The organism is Micromonospora echinaurantiaca (genome assembly GCF_900090235.1).
Taxonomy (GTDB): Bacteria; Actinomycetota; Actinomycetes; order Mycobacteriales; family Micromonosporaceae; genus Micromonospora; species Micromonospora echinaurantiaca.
This window is the reverse complement of sequence record NZ_LT607750.1, coordinates 4,894,031-4,911,403: the sequence shown is the minus strand read 5'-3', so window position 1 is coordinate 4,911,403 and position 17,373 is coordinate 4,894,031. Positions and strand designations below refer to the sequence as shown.

15 protein-coding genes are annotated in these 17,373 nt (G+C 74.3%); 9 read left to right on the top strand and 6 right to left on the bottom strand.

Going from position 1 to position 17,373, the window contains the following annotated elements; genetic code table 11:
* Positions 1–37: 37 nt before the first annotated feature.
* Positions 38–985, bottom strand: a complete 948-nt coding sequence (locus GA0070609_RS22015) for an SMP-30/gluconolactonase/LRE family protein (protein WP_088995536.1) — start codon at positions 983–985, stop codon at positions 38–40.
* Positions 986–1,061: 76 nt separating this feature from the next.
* Here GA0070609_RS22015 and GA0070609_RS22010 point away from each other — a divergent pair, with 76 nt between their 5' ends.
* Entirely contained in the window at positions 1,062–2,078 is a 1,017-nt protein-coding gene (locus GA0070609_RS22010) for an ArsR/SmtB family transcription factor (protein ID WP_088995535.1), read from the top strand.
* On the opposite strand, the gene GA0070609_RS22005 is transcribed toward GA0070609_RS22010, so the two are convergent.
* The 5 genes from GA0070609_RS22005 to GA0070609_RS21985 all read right to left on the bottom strand — a co-directional run bounded on the left by GA0070609_RS22005 (position 2,065) and on the right by GA0070609_RS21985 (position 7,050).
* Positions 2,065–2,586 (bottom strand): DinB family protein, encoded by a 522-nt coding sequence (locus GA0070609_RS22005; RefSeq protein ID WP_088995534.1) that lies wholly within the window; start codon positions 2,584–2,586, stop codon positions 2,065–2,067. The genes GA0070609_RS22010 and GA0070609_RS22005 overlap by 14 nt on opposite strands.
* 44 nt (positions 2,587–2,630) lie before the next feature.
* Positions 2,631–3,128 (bottom strand): universal stress protein, encoded by a 498-nt coding sequence (locus GA0070609_RS22000; protein ID WP_088995533.1) that lies wholly within the window; start codon positions 3,126–3,128, stop codon positions 2,631–2,633.
* Between the two features lies 1 nt (position 3,129).
* Complete coding sequence (locus tag GA0070609_RS21995) at positions 3,130–4,749, bottom strand: MDR family MFS transporter (RefSeq protein WP_088995532.1); 1,620 nt, start codon at positions 4,747–4,749, stop codon at positions 3,130–3,132.
* Between the two features lie 125 nt (positions 4,750–4,874).
* Positions 4,875–5,315: a MarR family winged helix-turn-helix transcriptional regulator gene (locus tag GA0070609_RS21990; RefSeq protein ID WP_088995531.1), complete on the bottom strand. Its 441-nt coding sequence runs from the start codon at positions 5,313–5,315 to the stop codon at positions 4,875–4,877.
* 22 nt (positions 5,316–5,337) lie between these two features.
* Positions 5,338–7,050: an alkaline phosphatase D family protein gene (locus tag GA0070609_RS21985; RefSeq protein ID WP_088995530.1), complete on the bottom strand. Its 1,713-nt coding sequence runs from the start codon at positions 7,048–7,050 to the stop codon at positions 5,338–5,340.
* Positions 7,051–7,199: 149 nt separating this feature from the next.
* Between GA0070609_RS21985 and ftsY the strand changes: the two genes are divergently transcribed.
* The 8 genes from ftsY to ffh all read left to right on the top strand — a co-directional run bounded on the left by ftsY (position 7,200) and on the right by ffh (position 17,243).
* The gene (ftsY, locus tag GA0070609_RS21980; RefSeq protein WP_088995529.1) at positions 7,200–8,387 is read left to right on the top strand and encodes a signal recognition particle-docking protein FtsY; all 1,188 of its coding nucleotides are present in this window, start codon (positions 7,200–7,202) and stop codon (positions 8,385–8,387) included.
* On the top strand, positions 8,347–9,258 hold the full coding sequence (locus tag GA0070609_RS21975; RefSeq protein ID WP_088995528.1) for a phosphotransferase: 912 nt from the start codon (positions 8,347–8,349) through the stop codon (positions 9,256–9,258). Before ftsY ends, GA0070609_RS21975 begins: the two co-directional genes overlap by 41 nt.
* Positions 9,259–9,468: 210 nt before the next feature.
* Entirely contained in the window at positions 9,469–10,890 is a 1,422-nt protein-coding gene (locus tag GA0070609_RS21970; RefSeq protein ID WP_088995527.1) for an ammonium transporter, read from the top strand.
* Positions 10,891–10,915: 25 nt separating this feature from the next.
* Entirely contained in the window at positions 10,916–11,254 is a 339-nt protein-coding gene (locus GA0070609_RS21965) for a P-II family nitrogen regulator (RefSeq protein WP_170839442.1), read from the top strand.
* 16 nt (positions 11,255–11,270) lie between these two features.
* Positions 11,271–13,532, top strand: a complete 2,262-nt coding sequence (locus GA0070609_RS21960; RefSeq protein WP_088995525.1) for a [protein-PII] uridylyltransferase — start codon at positions 11,271–11,273, stop codon at positions 13,530–13,532.
* Positions 13,533–13,745: 213 nt separating this feature from the next.
* A complete protein-coding gene (locus tag GA0070609_RS21955; RefSeq protein ID WP_269459256.1) occupies positions 13,746–14,864 on the top strand; it encodes a sensor histidine kinase in 1,119 nt (372 codons plus the stop codon).
* Positions 14,861–15,517, top strand: a complete 657-nt coding sequence (locus GA0070609_RS21950; RefSeq protein WP_088995523.1) for a response regulator transcription factor — start codon at positions 14,861–14,863, stop codon at positions 15,515–15,517. The genes GA0070609_RS21955 and GA0070609_RS21950 overlap by 4 nt, the downstream gene beginning before the upstream one ends.
* A 169-nt stretch (positions 15,518–15,686) precedes the next feature.
* Positions 15,687–17,243, top strand: a complete 1,557-nt coding sequence (ffh, locus tag GA0070609_RS21945) for a signal recognition particle protein (RefSeq protein ID WP_088995522.1) — start codon at positions 15,687–15,689, stop codon at positions 17,241–17,243.
* The last annotated feature ends 130 nt before the right edge of the window (positions 17,244–17,373 follow it).

The following is a 17,373-nucleotide window of genomic DNA, read 5'->3' as shown; positions in this document are numbered from 1 at the left end:
GGCGGCACCCCGTGTCGCCGCCGGACCTCGGCGCCGGTCAGCAGAGGCCGGGCACCTCGGTCACCGTGAACGGCGGGGTCGGCGCGGTGGTGTTGAGCTGGCTGTTGACCCAGAGCAGCCGGTCGGCGTCCCGGGCGATGGTGGTCGGCGACTGGGCCAGACCGGCCGTATCCGACTGCCGGACCACCCGGGCGGTCCGCCCGTCCGGGGCGAGCACGGCGAGGTTGACCGCGAAGACCCAGCCGTCCTGCCCGTCCGGGAAGTTCACCACGCCGTAGAGCCGGTTCCCTTCCAGCAGCAGCCCGTCGGCGCCGAGCTGCCCGCCGGCCACGTCGACCGCGGTGACCGACCGGGCGACCAGGTCCACCCGCCAGAGCCGCTCGCTGCCCGGCTCGCCGCTGCCCTGGTCGGCGACGAGCGCGATGCGGCCGCCGTCGGTGACGACGATCCCGTTGAGGAAGCCCGGGGCCGCCGGAAAGGCAGCGGCCGGGAGCCAGGGGACCAGGTCGCCCACCCGGCCGTCGGCCAGCTCCGCGCGCCACAGCACGCCGGTGGCCGAGTCGGTGACGTAGACGGCGTCGTCGGTGATCGCCAGGTCGTTCAGGGCTGCTCCGGCGGCCGCCCGGCGGGCCAGCAGCGTGCCGTCCGGGGCGTACACGAAGAGGGCTCCGGTGTCCCAGCCGGCGACGAAGATCCGGCCCTGCCGGTCCAGGCGCACCCCGGCGGCGCGGGTCCGGCCGTCCGCGCCGGCGGGCAGGAAGGGACGCAGCTCCCGGTCCCGGACGTCACCGCGGTAGACCGCGCCGTCGGAGACGCTGGTGACGTACATGGTGCCGGTGGGGCTCACCGCGATGCCCTCGGGTCGCACCGCCCGCTCGCGGGACACCACGTACGTGTCGGGGCGCCGGTCCCCGGGTGCGGGCAGCGGAACGGTGCCGGTGAGGGCGGTGACGGCTGCGGTGGCAGCGGCGACGAAGGTCTTCATGACCGCAGCGTCGGGGTCGGGCGCGCCCCGGCTCCACCCCTTTCGGGTACGGCCGAAGGTGGCTAGCGTCGGCGCCATGCTGACCCTGCACCTGAACGCGTCGGATCTCAGCCGCACGGTGGTGCGGTCGGCGCCGTCGGTGCTGCTGGAGTTGGCCGCGGCGGGGCAGCGGGTCTTCCGGCCGGACGCCCCGGCCCACCTCGCCGCGTGGCGGGCCCGCACCCGCGCGGCGCTGCGGCCCGGGATGCGTCCCCTGCTGGACCTGTGTCGGCTGCCGCACTGGCTGCCGGACTTCCTCACCCCGACCAACCACGCCACGGACGCCGCGGCCGCGCTCGACGAGGTGGCCGCCACCCCGACGGCGACCCTGGGTGCCGAACTCCGACCCCGGATCGAGGCCGGCGACCTGCCGCCCCGGGTCGCCCCCCTCGCGGCCGGGGATCCGGTCGCGCGGCAGCGGCTCCGCGCGGCGATGGGCGCCTTCCACGCCGTCGCGGTGGGGCCGTACTGGCCGACGATCGTGGCGGCGGTGCACGCCGACCGGGCGGCGCGCGGGCACACCATGGTGGACGTCGGGATCGACCGGGTGCTGCGCGACCTCAGCCCGTACCTGCACTGGGCGCCGTCCGGCGCGACCTACCGGCTGTCGTACGAGTGCGCCTTCGGCACCGACCTGGACGTCGTCCCGGACGGCCGGGGCGTCACCCTGGTGCCGTCCTACCTCCTGCCGCAGCCCTGCGTCCTCGACGACCCGGACGGTCCGCTGGTGCTGGCCTACCCGATCCGACCGACGCGGCGGGAGCTGACCACCGGCCAGCCGCTCGCCGACCTGCTCGGGCGGACCCGGGCCGCGGTGCTGGGCGCGATCGTCGGCGGTCCGAGCACCTCGCAGGTCGCCCGGACGGTCGGCATCTCGGTCGCCTCGGCCAGCCAGCACACGACCACCCTGCGCTCGGCCGGACTGATCACCACGCACCGGGCCGGCTCCGCGGTGCGGCACGCGCTGACCCCGCTGGGCGAGCACCTGCTGCGGGCCGCCCGGGCCGCTCAGGTCGGCGACGGGCGGCCCGCGGCGGCGGTCACTCGCCGGTGACGCCGTCGATGCGCTCCCGGATCAGGTCGGCGTGGCCGTTGTGCCGGGCGTACTCCTCGATCATGTGCACGTACACCCAGCGCAGGTTGAAGGTCCGGCGCTTCGGCCCGACCTCGGTGAAGGTCTCGTCCAGGGAGCGGCCCGCGGCGGCGGCCCGGGCCAGCTCCACCTCGCGGTGGAAGGTGGCGAAGTCGGCCTCGGCGTCGGCGTCGCGCACGTCGTGGTCGGCGTCCGGGTTGTCGGGCGTGAAGTACGGGTAGTCGACCGTCTCGCCGGCGAAGTTCTCCCGGAACCACCAGGCCTCCACCTCGGCCAGGTGGCGCACCAGGCCGAGCAGGGTGAGCCCGGAGGGCTCGACGCTCGGGGTGCGCAGCTGTTCGGCGGTCAGCCCGGCGCACTTGAGCAGCAGGGTCTGCCGGTGGTAGTCGAGCCAGCCCTCCAGCATGGTGCGCTCGTCGCCGACGTAGGGCTCGGGGGTCCGGACGATCTCCGGCGCTCTCCAGGTCATGCCGGCCATCCTGCTCTGTGCCCCCGACAACCGGCGACCGGATATCAGGGCACCACGACGACCGGCCAGCGGCCGGCGCGGACCAGGCGGGTGGCGACCGAGCCGACCAGCCGGTGCCCGGCCTGCTCGGACGCGCCGACCACCACCAGGTCCGCCCGGAACTCGTCGGCCGCCGCCCGCAGTTCGGTGTACGCGTCACCGCGCCGGCACACGAAGGTCACCGGCAGCCCCAGCTCCTCGGCGCCGCGCCGGCACTCCCGGCGCAGCTCCTCGGTCAGCTCGTCGTGGCAGCGTTCCAGCGCGCCGGCGTCCACCCCGGGAACCAGGGCGGTGAACCCGGCGTTGGCGCGCACGTGCACCACCACCAGGGCGGCACCCTGCCGACGGGCGAGGCCGGCCGCGTACCAGCCGGCCCGCTCGGAGGTTCGGGTGCCGTCCACGCCCACCAGCACCACCCGGGGCCCGTCCGTGCCCCGTTCGAAGGGCAGCGGACGGGTGCGGGGGCCGTAGTCCTCCCGTTCCCGAGGGGCGTCGACGGTCACGTCAGCTCCGTTCTCCGGTCTTGATCACGGCGGCTCCGGCGCCGGCCGCCACCGTCGATTCTTGCTCGATCTCGGCGGCGACCGGGTCGCCGGTGTGCCGGCGCAGCGGCACCTCCCGGATGAAACAGACAGCGATCAGGGCGATCAGCCCGAACGGGGCGGCGACCAGGAAGATGTCCCCGGCCGCGTGGCCGTACGCGCTCTCCACCACGGCCCGGACCGGTGCCGGCAGGGTGTGCACGTCCGGCAGCGCGCCGCCGCTGCCCGAGCGGGAGGTGGGGATGCCCAGCGCGGTCAGCCCCTCCACGAGGTAGTCGTTGACCTTGTGGGCGAGCACCGCGCCGAGCGCGGCCACGCCCACCGCGCCGCCGAGGCTGCGGAAGAAGGCGACCACCGAGCTGGCCGCCCCCAGCTCGTGCGTGCCGACGGTGTTCTGCACCGCGAGCACCAGGTTCTGCATGCTCATGCCGAGCCCGACGCCGATCACCGCCATGTAGCCGGCGAGCAGGACGAAGCTGGTGTCGGCGCGGAGCGTGCCCATCAGCGCGAAGCCGACGGTGAGCAGCGCCGTGCCGGCGACCAGGTAGCGCTTCCAGCGGCCGGTGCGGGTGATCAGCCGCCCGGTGACCGTGGAGGAGATCAGCAGGCCGAGGATCATCGGCAGGGTCATCAGGCCGGACATGGTCGGGCTCTGCCCCCGGCTGATCTGGAAGTACTGGCTGAGGAAGACCGAGGCGCCGAACATGCCGACGCCGACCGCGATGCTGGCGACGGTGGCCAGGGTGATCGTCCGGGACCGGAACAGGTGCGGCGGGATCATCGGCTCGGCGGCCCGCTGCTCGACCCGGATCGCCAGCGCGCCGAGCAGGAGCGCACCGGCCACCATGGCGGCGGTCTGCCAGGAACCCCAGGCGAAGGAGTCGCCGGCCAGCGACACCCAGATCAGCAGCAGCGAGACGGCGGCGGTGATCAGCGTGGCGCCCCACCAGTCGATGGTCGCCTTCCGCTTGGTCACCGGCAGCCGCAGGGTCTTCTGCAGCACCACCAGCGCGGCGAGGGCGAACGGCACGCCGACGTAGAAGCACCAGCGCCAGCCGAGCCAGGAGGTGTCCACGATCACACCGCCGATCAGCGGGCCGCCGATGGTGCCCACCGCCATCACCGCGCCGAGGTAGCCGCTGTACCGGCCGCGTTCGCGCGGGGCGATGATGGTGGCCATGATCACCTGGGCCAGCGCGGTGAGGCCGCCGGCCCCGACGCCCTGGAGCACCCGGCAGGCGATCAGCTGCCCGGTGTCCTGCGCGAGCCCGGCCAGCACCGAGCTGACCACGTAGATCAGCAGGGCGACCTGGACCAGGACCTTCTTGTTGGTCAGGTCGGCCAGCTTGCCCCAGATCGGGGTGGTCGCGGTGGTCGCGAGCAGCGCCGCGGTGACCACCCAGGTGTACGCGGACTGGCCGCCGCCCAGCTCGGTGATGATCCTCGGCAGGGCGTTCGAGACGACGGTGCCGGAGAGGATCGCGACGAACATGCCCAGCAGCAGGCCGGAGAGGGCCTCCAGCACCTGCCGGTGGGTCATGTCGACGGCGGTCGCCCGGGCGGGCGCTGGCGCGGAGCTCATCGTGGCTGCCTCCGGCAGGAAGTCGAGGGAGTCTGGCGGGCGTTGCCCCGGGCAACCGTATGCCTTTGTTGCCTAGAGCAACAACTCTGCCCTACGAGGCTTTGTTCCCGGCCGGCGGGGTCAGTTCAGAGCGGGATCTCGTTGAACCGGCTCAGCAGCCGGGCGAACTCCTCGACGTCCCGGGTCGGCCAGTCCTCCAGCGTCCGGCGGAACTGCCGCAGTCGGGCCGACCGGGCCGCGTCGAACCGCTGCCGCCCCTGCTCGGTCAGGCTGAGCTGGGCGGCCCGCCGGTCGGTCGGGTCCGGGTCGCGGCGGACCAGGCCCAGCGACTCCAGCCCGTTGATCTGCCGGCTCAGCGTGCCCTTGCCGATGCCGAGCCGGGCGGCCAGGTCGGTGAGCCGGATCGAGTCGCAGCGGCGCAGCCAGAGCAGCAGGCCGTACGCGTTCGGCTCCAGGTTGGGGTGCACCTCCCGGGCGATCTCCCAGGACACCGCGCGCCCGCGGCGCAGCAGCACGGTCAGCTCGTGCTCGACCGCCCGCAGCGGCTCCGGAAGCTCGTCGTCCACGCCGTAGAGGGTACGGCCGCCATCAAGCGGCGTCGGTGAGCCGCCGCCGCATCACCGGCCGCAGGTGCCCGTCGCTGGTGGTGCCCTCGATGGTCACGTCGGCCGTCCGGCCCCGGTGCACCAGGGTGGCCACCGCGTTGCCGAAGTACGGCCCGGCCAGCTTCCGCCAGCGCAGCGCCGGGCGGCGTACCCCGGCCGAGCGGGCCAGCGCCCGGGTGGCCCCGGCCGGCCCGGACGACCAGCCCAGCCGCATCAGCGGGCGGATCCCGGCCGGCACCTGGTTGTGGATGGGGGAGCAGGTGAGCTGGTGCACCGGGGTGGCCACCGCCGGGTCGTCGAACCGGGCCCGGGCCACGTACGAGTGGTGCACGTCACCGGAGAGCACGCTGATCGAGGCGGGCGGCGCGTACGCCGGACCGGCGCCGACCCGGTCCCCGGTGGTGCCCGGGGTGCCGCTGCCGAGCCGGGCGAAGAGCGCGCCGAGCGCCTCGAACGAACGGCGGAACGCCGCCCAGTGCTCCAGGTCGAGCCCGCGGCGCAGCTTCTCCGACAGGTTGGCCACCCAGCGCCGGCGGGAGTCGGCCAACTTCTCGTTCCAGGACTCCACGTGGTGGATGCCCGGCGGCAGCAGCCAGGGCAGCGAGGACCCCACCACCAGGTGGTCGTAGACGCCGTGCGCCTGGTCGAGGAACCAGGACCACTCGCCCGGCGGCAGCATCGCGCGCTGGCCCGGCTCCAGCACCCGGCTGCACCGGTTGTCCAGCATCACCAGCCGGGTCCGGCCCAGGTCGAGCGCGTAGCTCCACTGGTACTGCACCGCGCGCCAGCGCTCGGTGTCGTGCGCCAGGTCGCTCTCCTGGTCGACCCGGTGCCCGAATTCGCGCAGCACGCCGGTGGCGTCCTCGGCGGCGGTCACCTTGGCGAAGACCGGGTCGGCGGCGATCTCGTCCGGGGAGAGGTTGCCCAGGTGCTGGTAGACCCAGTAGGAGGCGAGCCCGCTGCCGATCCGCTCCGCCCACCAGGGCTGCCGTCGGGCGTCCGTCCGCCACGACGCGGAGGTGTTCCAGTCGTCGATGATCTCGTGGTCGTCGAAGATCATCACGCTCGGCACGGTGGAGAGCAGCCAACGGATCTCCGGGTCCCGCCAGGACTCCAGGTAGAGCTTGGTGTACTCGTCGAAGCTCACCACCTGGTCGCTGGGGGCGTCCTTGGGCCGCTGCCGGCGCCGCTTCAGCAGCCGGCGCACCGTGGGCGAGGTCACGTCCGCGTACACCTGGTCGCCGAGGAGCACCAGCAGGTCGGGCAACGCGGCCGGGTCCGGGTCGGCCATCAACCGCCGGGCGTACGCGTCCAGCGCGTCCGGCGGCAGCCGCCGGGTGGTGGCGTGCTGGGTGGTCTCCCGGCAGGAGCCGAAGATCAGCCGGACCGGCTGCTCCCGGTCGTCCGCCGCCCGGGTGCGGATCACGCTGGGCGGGAAGCCGCTGTCCGGCACCGGCCAGGCGACCTCGCCGTCGATCAGCACCTCGTAGCGGGTCGACCGGTCCGGGGTGAGCCCCTCCACCACCACCAGTGCGTAGTGGTGGTCGTACGCGGAGAAGGTGGGCGCGGTGCCGGTGGCGCCGTCGGCCGTGCGGACGGTGACCACGGCGGGCGCGCTGGTCTCGACCCAGACGGTGGCCCGCGTGCCGACGACCCGCCGCAGCAGGGGGCCGATGAGCAGGTGTGCCGCGGGCATGGTGGACCTCCGAGGTGAGCGGACTTCTTCTTTACTACCCCGCCGGCGGTCGCACCACTGCTGGCTGCGGCCGAGCCTACCGCCGGCGGATGTGGCCCGCGGGGTGCGGTGGCTGGGACGCCGTCGCCGCCATCTGACAGGATTTCGGCATGACGGAATACCTCCTCATCGCCCTCGCCCTGCTCGGCGTGCTGATCCTCGGTGCCATCGGGCTGGTCGTGCCGCGGCTGCGCCGGCGGCCGGCGCCGCCGCTGCCGAAGGAGGAGGTGCGGACCCGGGCGGAGGAGGACCTGGCCGGCCCACCGGTGGAGGCACCGGAGGCCGATCTGGCCACCGGCATCCTGGTGGAGCCGCCGGTCGTCGAGGCCCCGGCGCCGGTGCTGGAGGTGCCCGAGCCGACCGCCGGGCGGTTGGTCCGGCTGCGCTCCCGGCTGTCCCGCTCGCAGAACGTCTTCGGCAAGAGCCTGCTCGGCCTGCTCAGCCGGGACCGGCTCGACGAGGACGCCTGGGAGGAGATCGAGGACAGCCTGATCACCGCCGACGTCGGCATCGACGCCACCCGCGAGATCGTCGACCGGCTGCGCGAGCGCACCCGGGTGCTCGGCACCCGCTCCGGCGAGGAACTGCGCGCCCTGCTCGCCGCCGAGCTGGTCAACGCCCTGGACCCGACGCTGGACCGCTCCCTGCACACCGCGCCCAAGCTCGGCGCGCCGGCGGTGCTGCTGGTGGTCGGCGTCAACGGCGCCGGCAAGACCACCACCTGCGGCAAGATCGCCCGGGTGCTGGTCGCCGACGGCCGCAGCGTCATCCTCGGCGCGGCCGACACCTTCCGGGCCGCCGCCGCCGACCAGCTGGAGACCTGGGCCGGCCGGGTCGGCGCGGAGACCGTCCGCGGCCCGGAGGGGGCCGACCCGGCCAGCGTCGCCTTCGACGCGGTCAAGCGGGGGATCGACGCCGGCGTGGACACCGTGCTGATCGACACCGCCGGGCGGCTGCAGAACAAGGTCGGCCTGATGGACGAGCTCGGCAAGGTCAAGCGGGTGGTGGAGAAGCACGGCCCGATCGACGAGACCATCCTGATCCTGGACGCCACCACCGGGCAGAACGGCCTGGAGCAGGCGCGGGTCTTCACCGAGGTGGTCAACGTGACCGGCGTCGCGCTGACCAAGCTCGACGGCACCGCCAAGGGCGGCATCGTGATCGCCGTGCAGCGCAAGCTGGGCATCCCGGTGAAGCTGGTCGGGCTCGGCGAAGGGCCGGACGACCTGGCCCCGTTCGACCCCGCGCAGTTCGTCGATGCGCTGCTGGGCACTGAAGCCCCCGGACGGGACGCGTAACCTCGAAGTGACGACTGACGATCGCGCCTACGCGGGGTGGCGCGACCCCAGCCACCCGGCGCCACGCCTCGGGAGACCGTACGTGACTTCGCAGGAGATCCCGCTGCACGGCGGGAACGTCAGCACCGTGGTCCGGGTCGGCGACACGGTGCGGCGCAACGCCGGGCCGTGGACGCCGAGCGTGCACGCCCTGCTGCGGCACCTGGAGTACGTCGGCTTCACCGGCGCCCCCCGCGCCCTCGGCATGGACGAGCGCAACCGCGAGGTGCTGTCGTACCTGGAGGGGGAGTGCGGGGAGTACCCGCTGGCCCCGCACTGGGTCACCGACGAGGCGCTGGTGACCGTCGCCACCATGCTGCGGATGTTCCACGACGCCCAGTACGGCTTCGTCCCGCCGCCGGGGGCGGTCTGGCGCTCGTTCGGGCCGCCGCCGCCGGACACCGAGGTGATCTGCCACCACGACGCCGCTCCGCACAACGTGATCTGGCGGCCGGACGGCACCCTCGGGCTGATCGACTTCGACCTGGCCTCGCCCGGCGCGCGGATCTACGACGTGGCGTACGCAGCCTGGACCTGGGTGCCGATCTTCTCCGACCGGGACTCGATCACGCTCGGCTGGAAGCACCCGGACCGGCCGCGCCGGCTGCGCCTCTTCGCCGACGCGTACGGGCTGATCCCGCGGGACCGGCACCGGCTGATCCGGACCATCCGCAAGCGGATCGTCGACCACGTGGAGGGGATCCGCCGGATGGCCGCGGCCGGCGAGCCGGCGTTCGTCCGGATCGTGCACAAGGGCCACCTGCGCCGGCCGATGCGCGACCTGCGGCTGCTCGACTACGAGCGGCACGCCCTGGAGTACGCCCTCCGCTGACCGGTTCGGCCGCTTTCGCCCCGGCTCGTTCCCGCCGTCCGCCTCGGCGGTGAGGTTCTCTTCACACGTCCGAAACAAGCCGTCACCGTACGGAAATCGACGGGTGACGCTGGAGGAAACAGCCAGCGGCGAGGCTTCCGCGCATCCGGCGTACGGGCGACGCTGCCCCGGAAGCCGTGAAGGAGGGAACTTCACCGTTAGGAGGCCAGCGTGCCTGAAGCACCGACGATTGACTCCGGCAACACCGTCTGGTTGCTGGTGTCGACCGCGCTCGTGCTGCTCATGACGCCCGGACTGGCGCTGTTCTACGGCGGCCTCAACCGGGCCAAGGGCGTACTCAACATGATGATGATGAGCTTCTCCGCGATCGGGCTCATCTCGGTTCTGTGGTGGTTCTACGGCTTCAGCATCGCCTTCGGTAGCGATGTCAACGGCTTCTGGGGCGACCCGGGCGCCTACCTCGGCACCAAGACCTTCCTCGCCGAGACCGACCTGTGGGGCGCGACGGCGGAGAACCCCAGCGGCATCGGCGTCCCGCTGTACGTGTTCATGGCCTTCCAGATGGTCTTCGCGGTGATCACCGTCGCGCTGATCAGCGGCGCGATCTCCGACCGGGCGAAGTTCGCCGGCTGGCTGCTGTTCGCCTTCGGCTGGGCCACCCTGGTCTACTTCCCGGTCGCGCACTGGGTCTGGGGCGGCGGCATCATCGGCGGCGACATCCACGCGCTCGACTTCGCCGGCGGTACCGCCGTGCACATCAACGCCGGTGCGGCCGCCCTGGCGGTGGCGCTGGTGCTCGGCAAGCGGCTCGGCTGGCCGCGGGAGGGCATGAAGCCGCACAACATCCCGCTGGTCGCGCTCGGAGCCGGCCTGCTCTGGTTCGGCTGGTTCGGGTTCAACGCCGGTTCCGAGCTGACCGTCGACTCGGTGGCCGCGCTCGCCTTCCTCAACACCCAGCTCGCCACGGCGGCGGCGGTGCTCGGCTGGATCGCCGTCGAGTGGATCAAGGACCGGAAGCCGACCATGGTCGGCGCCTCCTCGGGCGCCATCGCCGGCCTGGTCGCCATCACCCCGGCCTGCGGCTTCATCGCCCCGTGGGCGGCGGTGCTGCTCGGCCTCGTCGCCGGCGCGGTCTGCGCGCTGGCGGTCAGCCTCAAGTACAAGCTCGGCTACGACGACTCGCTCGACGTGGTCGGGGTGCACTTCGTCGGCGGCTGGATCGGCTCGCTCTGGCTCGGCCTGTTCGCCACCAACTCGGTCAACGCGGCCATCTCCGACGTGGTCGGCGCCTCCGACGGCCTCTTCTACGGCGGCGGCCTGACCCAGCTCGGCCGGCAGGCTCTGGCCGGTCTGATCGTCAGTGTCTGGTCGTTCGGCATCGCCTGGCTGCTCGCCTTCGCCATCGAGAAGACGATCGGCTTCCGGGCCCGCCCGGAGGACGAGGTCGAGGGCATCGACATCGCCGAGCACGCGGAGAGCGGCTACGACCTCTCCCCGGCCGGTGGCAGCGCCGGCGGCGCGTTCGCGCTGGCCGGGATCGGCTCCCCCGGCGCGACCGCGGGCGCCGCCAAGCCGGTGGAGGCGCCCGCCGAGCCGGCGTCCGAGCCGGTGGACGAGAAGGTCGGCGGATAACGTTCCTGGGATGGAGGGGTTGGACATGAAGCTGGTGACCGCGGTCATCAAGCCGTACCAGCTGGATGCGGTGAAGGAGGCCCTGCACGCCCTCGGGGTGGCCGGCCTGACCGTCAGCGAGGTCCAGGGCTACGGCCGGCAGAAGGGGCACACCGAGGTCTACCGGGGTGCCGAGTACACGGTCGAGTTCCTGCCCAAGATCCGGGTCGAGGTGCTCACCGACGAGATGGACGTCGAGAAGATCGTGGACGCCATCGTGGCGGCCGCCCGGACCGGCAAGATCGGCGACGGCAAGGTCTGGGTGACCGGGGTCGAGGAGGTCGTCCGGGTCCGTACCGGCGAGCGCGGGCTCGACGCCCTCTGATCACGCACCGACCGACATGACCCCGTTGACCAGGCCGGACGCGTCCAGCACCGACGCGGACCTGGTCAACGAGGTCGTCGGCGTGCCCGGGGGGATCGGCGCCGCGGCCCGGGCGGCCCGGGCCGAGGCGTACGACGGCTGGCTGCGGTCGCTGCTGCCGCCGCGGGACGGGGTGGCGCTGCTGGCCGTCGGCGGGCTGGGACGGCGGCAGTGCGCCCCCTACGGCGACCTCGACCTGGTGCTGGTGCACGCCGGGGTGCCGGGCGTCGACGAACTGGCCGCCGCGCTCTGGTACCCGGTCTGGGACGCCGGGCTGCGGCTGGACCACTCCGTGCGCACCGTGCCGGAGGCACTGTCGGTGGCGCAGGACGACGTGAAGGTGGCCCTCGGGCTGCTCGACGCCCGCCCGGTGGCCGGGGACGCCACGCTCGCCGAGACACTGGTCCGGTCCGCCGCCGACCACTGGCGGCGGACCGCCGTACGCCAGCTGCCGGCGTTGCGGGCGGCCACCACCGCCCGCTGGCAGGCCCACGGCGAGCTGGCCTTCCTGCTCGAAGGTGACCTCAAGGAGGCCGCCGGTGGGCTGCGCGACGTGGGCATCCTGCGGGCGATCGCGCTGGCCGGTGTCACCGACGCGCTGCGGCCCGCGGTCCGCGCCGCGCACCTGCGGCTGCTGGACACCCGCGACGCGCTGCACCAGCAGGTCGGCCGCCGGGTGGACCGGCTGGTGGCGCAGGAACGCGACGGGGTCGCCGCGCTGCTCGGGCTGGACGACGGCGACGCGCTGCTGCGCCGGGTCGCCGGTGACGCCCGGACCGTCAGCCACGCCCTGGACGACGCCTTCCGGGCGGTGGACCGACTCCGGTCCGGGCGCCGCCGGGGCGCCGACGGGCGCCCGGTGCGCCGGCCGGTGGCCCGGGACGTGGTGGAGCACGACGGCGAGCTGGTGCTGGCCCGGACCGCCATCGGGGCGCGCCCCGACCCGAGCCTGTCGCTGCGGGTGGCCGCCGCGGCGGCCACCACCCGGCTGCCGATCGCCCGGGCCACCTGCGAGTGGCTGGCCGCCTACTGCCCGCCGCTGCCGGCGCCCTGGCCGGTCGAGGCCCGGGCCGCCCTGGTCACCCTGCTGGGCGCCGGCTCCGGGCTGGTGCCGGCCTGGGAGACCTGCGACCGGTACGGGCTGGTGGACGGCTGGCTGCCGGAGTGGACCCGGCTGCGCAGCCTGCCCCAGCACAACCCGGTGCACCGGTTCACCCTCGACCGGCACCTGGTGCAGACCGCCGCCGAGGCCAGCCGGTACGCCCGCGAGGTGGAACGCCCCGACCTGCTGCTGCTCGGCGCCCTGCTGCACGACATCGGCAAGGGGATGGTCGGCGACCACAGCACGGTGGGCGCGCCGATCGCCGAGGCGGTGGCCGCCCGGATCGGCCTGCCCGGGCCCGAGGTGGCGCTGATCGGCACGCTGGTCCGGCTGCACCTGCTGCTGCCCGACGTGGCCACCCGGCGCGACCTCGCCGACCCGAAGACCATCGCCGGGGTGGCCGGTGCGGTCGGCGATCCGGCCACCCTCGACCTGCTGCACGCGCTGGTCCGCGCCGACGCCGCCGCCACCGGGCCGGCCGCCTGGTCGGACTGGAAGGGCCGGCTGGTCGCCGAACTGGTCGGGCGGGTCCGGACCGCGCTGGACACCGGCGCGCTGCCCGCCCCGCCCGCCCCGGACCCGGCGCTGGTGGCCGGGCCGCTGCCGGTCGTACACCTGAGTGGGGACCAGGTGGCGGTGGCCGCGGCGGACCGGCGGGGCCTGCTCGCGACGGTGGCCGGCTGCCTGGCCCTGCACCGGCTGGAGGTGATCTCCGCCGACGCCACCACGGTCGACGGGCGGGCCCTGGTGCAGTGCCGGGTGCAGCCGCGCTACGGCCTGCCGCCCGATCCGATCGCGCTCGCCAGCGACCTGCGCCGGGCGGTGGCCGGGGACGTCTCGGTGACCCAGCGGCTGCGCGGCCGGGCGCTGGCCGCGCGCGGGTCGGCGGCGGCGCCCCGGGTGGTCTGGCACCGCGAGGCGGCCACCGACGCGGTGCTGCTGGAGCTGCGCGCCGCCGACGCGGCCGGCCTGCTCTACCGGGTGGCCGGCGCCCTCGACGAGGCCGGCGCGCAGGTGCGCGCCGCCCGCATCTCCACCCTCGGCGGGGACGTGGTGGACGCGTTCTACCTGGTCGGCGGCTGGCCGGACGACGACACCCGGGCCCGCCTGGAGGCCGCGGTCCTCGGCGCGGTCTGACCCGGCCGTCGCCTCGGTGTCGAGCGGGCGGCGTGTCGGGCGTGGCGCGTCCGGCGACGGTCGCCCGTCCGAGCGCGATGACTCTCCGGCATATTTATGCCGCAGAGTCATCACGCTCGTCGGTGAAAGCCCTCCGGGTACGTCCGGTGACGTAGCCGCGGTGCCGTCCGCGGACGCACGACGGCGGGTGCCGGCCGGGGCAGAATGACCGCCATGCGGGAGCGGCAGCGGGACAACCGGTGGCAGCTGGCCACCGACGCCCTCCTGGCCCTGGCGCTGCTGGTGTTCGGGCTGCTCGCCACCCCGCTGGCCGGCGCCAACCAGCCCGGCTCGGTGCCGGTCGACGCCGGCTGCCGGGCCCTGCTGACGGTGGCGGCGCTGGCCCTGGTGGCGCGCCGGCTCGCCCCGCTGGCCACGCTCGCCGTGGTCACCGTGGCGACCTCGGCCTACCTGGTGCTCGGCTATCCGTACGGGCCGGTGCTGCTCGCCTTCCTGGTCGCCGTCTACACCGCGGCGGTGCGGCTGCCGGTGCGCCGGGCCGGGGTGGCGGTCGGGTCGGCGCTGGCGGTGCTGCTGGTGCACGCGTTCTGGTCTCGGGGGCCGGAGCCGGGCTGGTTCGGGATCCTGCCCGCCTCGGCCTGGGTGGTCGTACCGTTCGCGCTGGGGGTCGCCGTGCGGGTCAACCGGGAGAGCGCGGCCCGTGGCCGGGCCGAGGCGGCCCGGCGGCAGGCCGACGAGGAGCGGCTGCGGATCGCGCAGGAGGTGCACGACGTGGTGGGGCACGGCCTGGCGGCGATCAGCATGCAGGCGGAGGTCGCCCTGCACCTGCTCGGCAAGCGTCCGGAGCAGGCCGAGATCGCGCTCACCGCGATCAGCCGCACCAGCCGGGAGGCGCTCGACGAGCTGCGGGTCACCCTCGGCGCGGTGCGCCGGGGCGGCGGCCGGGAGCCGGTGCCCGGGCTGGCCCGGCTGGACGCGCTGCGCGAACGGCTGGCCGACGCCGGGCTCGCCGTGACGCTGCGGGTCACCGGCGAGCCCCGCGAGCTGCCGGGGGCGGTGGACCTGGCCGCGTACCGGGTGGTGCAGGAGGCGCTGACCAACGTGCTGCGGCACGCCGGGGTGGCCGAGGCGGAGGCGACGGTCGGCTACGGCGGGGACGCGCTCACCGTGGAGGTGCTCGACCGGGGGGTGGGCGGCGGTGGGGGAGTGGGGCACGGCCTGGCCGGCATGCGGGAGCGGGTTACCGCGCTCGGCGGCGAGCTGGCCGCCGGCCCGCGTCCGGATGGCGGGTTCCGGGTCGCGGCCCGGCTGCCGGTGGAGCCGGTCCGGTGATCCGGGTGCTGATCGCCGACGACCAGGACCTGGTCCGGCTCGGGCTGCGCGCGTTGGTGGAGAGCGAGGACGACCTGGCGCTGGCCGGCGAGGCAGCGGACGGGCTGCGGGCGGTGGAGCTGGCCCGGCGGGAACGACCGGACGTGGTGCTGATGGACGTCCGGATGCCGGGCGTGGACGGCATCGAGGCCACCCGGCGGATCGTCGCCGACCCCGGGCTCGCCGCCACCCGGGTGGTGGTGCTGACCACCTTCGAGCTGGACGAGTACGTCTTCGACGCGCTCCGGCACGGGGCGAGTGGCTTCCTCACCAAGGACACCCGGCCGGCCGAGCTGCTGCGGGCGATCCGGCTGGTGGCGGCCGGCGAGGCGCTGCTCTCGCCGTCGGTGACCCGGCGGGTGGTGCGCGAGTTCGCCGCCCGGCCGGCCCGGGTGCCCCGGCCGCATCCCCGGCTCGACACGCTCACCGACCGGGAGCGGGAGGTGGTCGGGCTGGTCGGCGAGGGGCTCAGCAACGCGGAGATCGCCGACCGGTTGGTGGTCAGCCCGGCGACCGCGCGTACCCACGTCAGCCGGGCGATGGTCAAGCTCGGCGCCCGGGACCGCGCCCAGCTCGTGGTCTACGCCTACCAGTCCGGCCTGGTCGAGCTCTGACCGGCGGGCCGCCCGGCACCGGCCGGCGGCGGCCCGCCCGCCGGCAAGATCGCCGGGAGTGCGCGGTGACGCGGCGGCTGGGGTGGTGGGCGGCTACCCTAGCGGTGGCCGGGTGTCCCGCACCCGCCGGCCCGTTACCCGCCGGAACCCCGACAAACAGGATGTTCGCGTGTTTGACACCTTGAGTGACCGCCTCTCCGGGATCTTCACCAAGCTCCGCGGCAAGGGTCGGCTCACCGACGCCGACATCGACGCCACCGCGCGCGAGATCCGCCTCGCGCTGCTGGAGGCGGATGTCGCCCTGCCCGTGGTCAAGGGCTTCATCGCCCGGGTCAAGGAGCGGGCGCGCAGCGCGGAGGTGTCCCAGGCGCTCAACCCGGCCCAGCAGATCATCAAGATCGTCAACGAGGAGCTGATCAACGTCCTCGGCGGCGAGGGGCGGCGGCTCCAGTTCGCCAAGCAGCCGCCGACCGTGATCATGCTGGCCGGTCTGCAGGGTTCCGGTAAGACCACCCTCGCCGGCAAGCTGGCCCGCTGGCTCAAGGCCCAGGGGCACCAGCCGCTGCTGGTCGCCGCCGACCTCCAGCGCCCCAACGCCGTCGGGCAGCTCCAGGTGCTCGGTGGCCGGGCCGGCGTCGAGGTGTACGCCCCGGAGCCCGGCAACGGCGTCGGCGACCCGGTGCAGGTGGCCCGCGCCTCCATCGAGCACGCCCGGCGGGCGGCCCGGGACATCGTCATCGTCGACACCGCCGGCCGGCTCGGCATCGACGCCGAGATGATGCAGCAGGCGGCCGACATCCGCGACGCGGTCGACCCGGACGAGGTCATCTTCGTCATCGACGCGATGGTCGGTCAGGACGCCGTCCGCACCGCCGAGGCGTTCCGCGACGGCGTCGGCATCACCGGCGTGGTGCTCTCCAAGCTCGACGGCGACGCCCGCGGTGGCGCGGCGCTGTCGGTCCGGGAGGTCACCGGCCAGCCGATCCTGTTCGCCTCCACCGGCGAGAAGCTGGAGGACTTCGACGTCTTCCACCCCGACCGGATGGCCAGCCGGATCCTCGGCATGGGCGACGTCCTCACTCTGATCGAGCAGGCCGAGCAGGCCTTCGACGCCGATCAGAAGGAGAAGATGACCGCCAAGCTGATGGGCGGCGAGACCTTCACCCTGGAGGACTTCCTCGACCAGCTCATCGCGGTCCGCCGGATGGGCCCGATCGCCAACGTGCTGGCCATGATGCCCGGCATGGGGCAGATGAAGGACCAGCTCGCCGAGCTGGACGACAAGCACTTCGACCGGGTCACCGCGATCATCCGGTCGATGACCCCGGGCGAGCGCAGCAACCCGAAGATCATCAACGGTTCCCGCCGGGCCCGCATCGCCAACGGCTCGGGGGTCACCGTGATGGACGTCAACCAGCTGCTCAACCGCTTCGCCGACGCGCAGAAGATGATGAAGCAGATGGGCGGCATGATGGGCCTGCCCGGCGGCGGCCGGCGCAAGGCGACCAAGTCGCCGAAGAACAAGCGCAAGGGCACCAAGGGCGGCAACCGGCCGCGCGCCGGAGCGGGCGCCGGGATGCCGGGCGGGTTCCCGGGCGGCATGCCGCAGCTTCCGCCGGGGATGGACCCGAACGACCTGGCCGCCGGCCAGGGGCTGCCCCCGGGCTTCAAGCTGCCGAAGATCGACTTCAACAAGCTCGGCAAGGGCGACAACCGTCCCCGCTGACCGCACGGTGCCGAGCTGAAGATCCACTCGAGGTGCGGCAGGTCGCGGTGTCCGGGCGAGGGGACACCGCGACCTGCTGTACGCGGAGTCGATCTGCGCCGGCCGGCGCGGCGGGCCGGGCTGCCCGCAC

Excerpts from the sequence above, each read along its gene's own strand:
- GA0070609_RS22015 (WP_088995536.1), bottom strand. The coding sequence starts at position 985 with ATGAAGACCTTCGTCGCCGCTGCCACCGCAGCCGTCACCGCCCTCACC.
- GA0070609_RS22010 (WP_088995535.1), top strand. The coding sequence starts at position 1,062 with ATGCTGACCCTGCACCTGAACGCGTCGGATCTCAGCCGCACGGTGGTG.
- GA0070609_RS22005 (WP_088995534.1), bottom strand. The coding sequence starts at position 2,586 with ATGACCTGGAGAGCGCCGGAGATCGTCCGGACCCCCGAGCCCTACGTC.
- GA0070609_RS21995 (WP_088995532.1), bottom strand. The coding sequence starts at position 4,749 with ATGAGCTCCGCGCCAGCGCCCGCCCGGGCGACCGCCGTCGACATGACC.
- GA0070609_RS21985 (WP_088995530.1), bottom strand. The coding sequence starts at position 7,050 with ATGCCCGCGGCACACCTGCTCATCGGCCCCCTGCTGCGGCGGGTCGTC.
- ftsY (WP_088995529.1), top strand. The coding sequence starts at position 7,200 with ATGACGGAATACCTCCTCATCGCCCTCGCCCTGCTCGGCGTGCTGATC.
- GA0070609_RS21975 (WP_088995528.1), top strand. The coding sequence starts at position 8,347 with ATGCGCTGCTGGGCACTGAAGCCCCCGGACGGGACGCGTAACCTCGAA.
- GA0070609_RS21965 (WP_170839442.1), top strand. The coding sequence starts at position 10,916 with ATGAAGCTGGTGACCGCGGTCATCAAGCCGTACCAGCTGGATGCGGTG.
- GA0070609_RS21960 (WP_088995525.1), top strand. The coding sequence starts at position 11,271 with ATGACCCCGTTGACCAGGCCGGACGCGTCCAGCACCGACGCGGACCTG.
- GA0070609_RS21955 (WP_269459256.1), top strand. The coding sequence starts at position 13,746 with ATGCGGGAGCGGCAGCGGGACAACCGGTGGCAGCTGGCCACCGACGCC.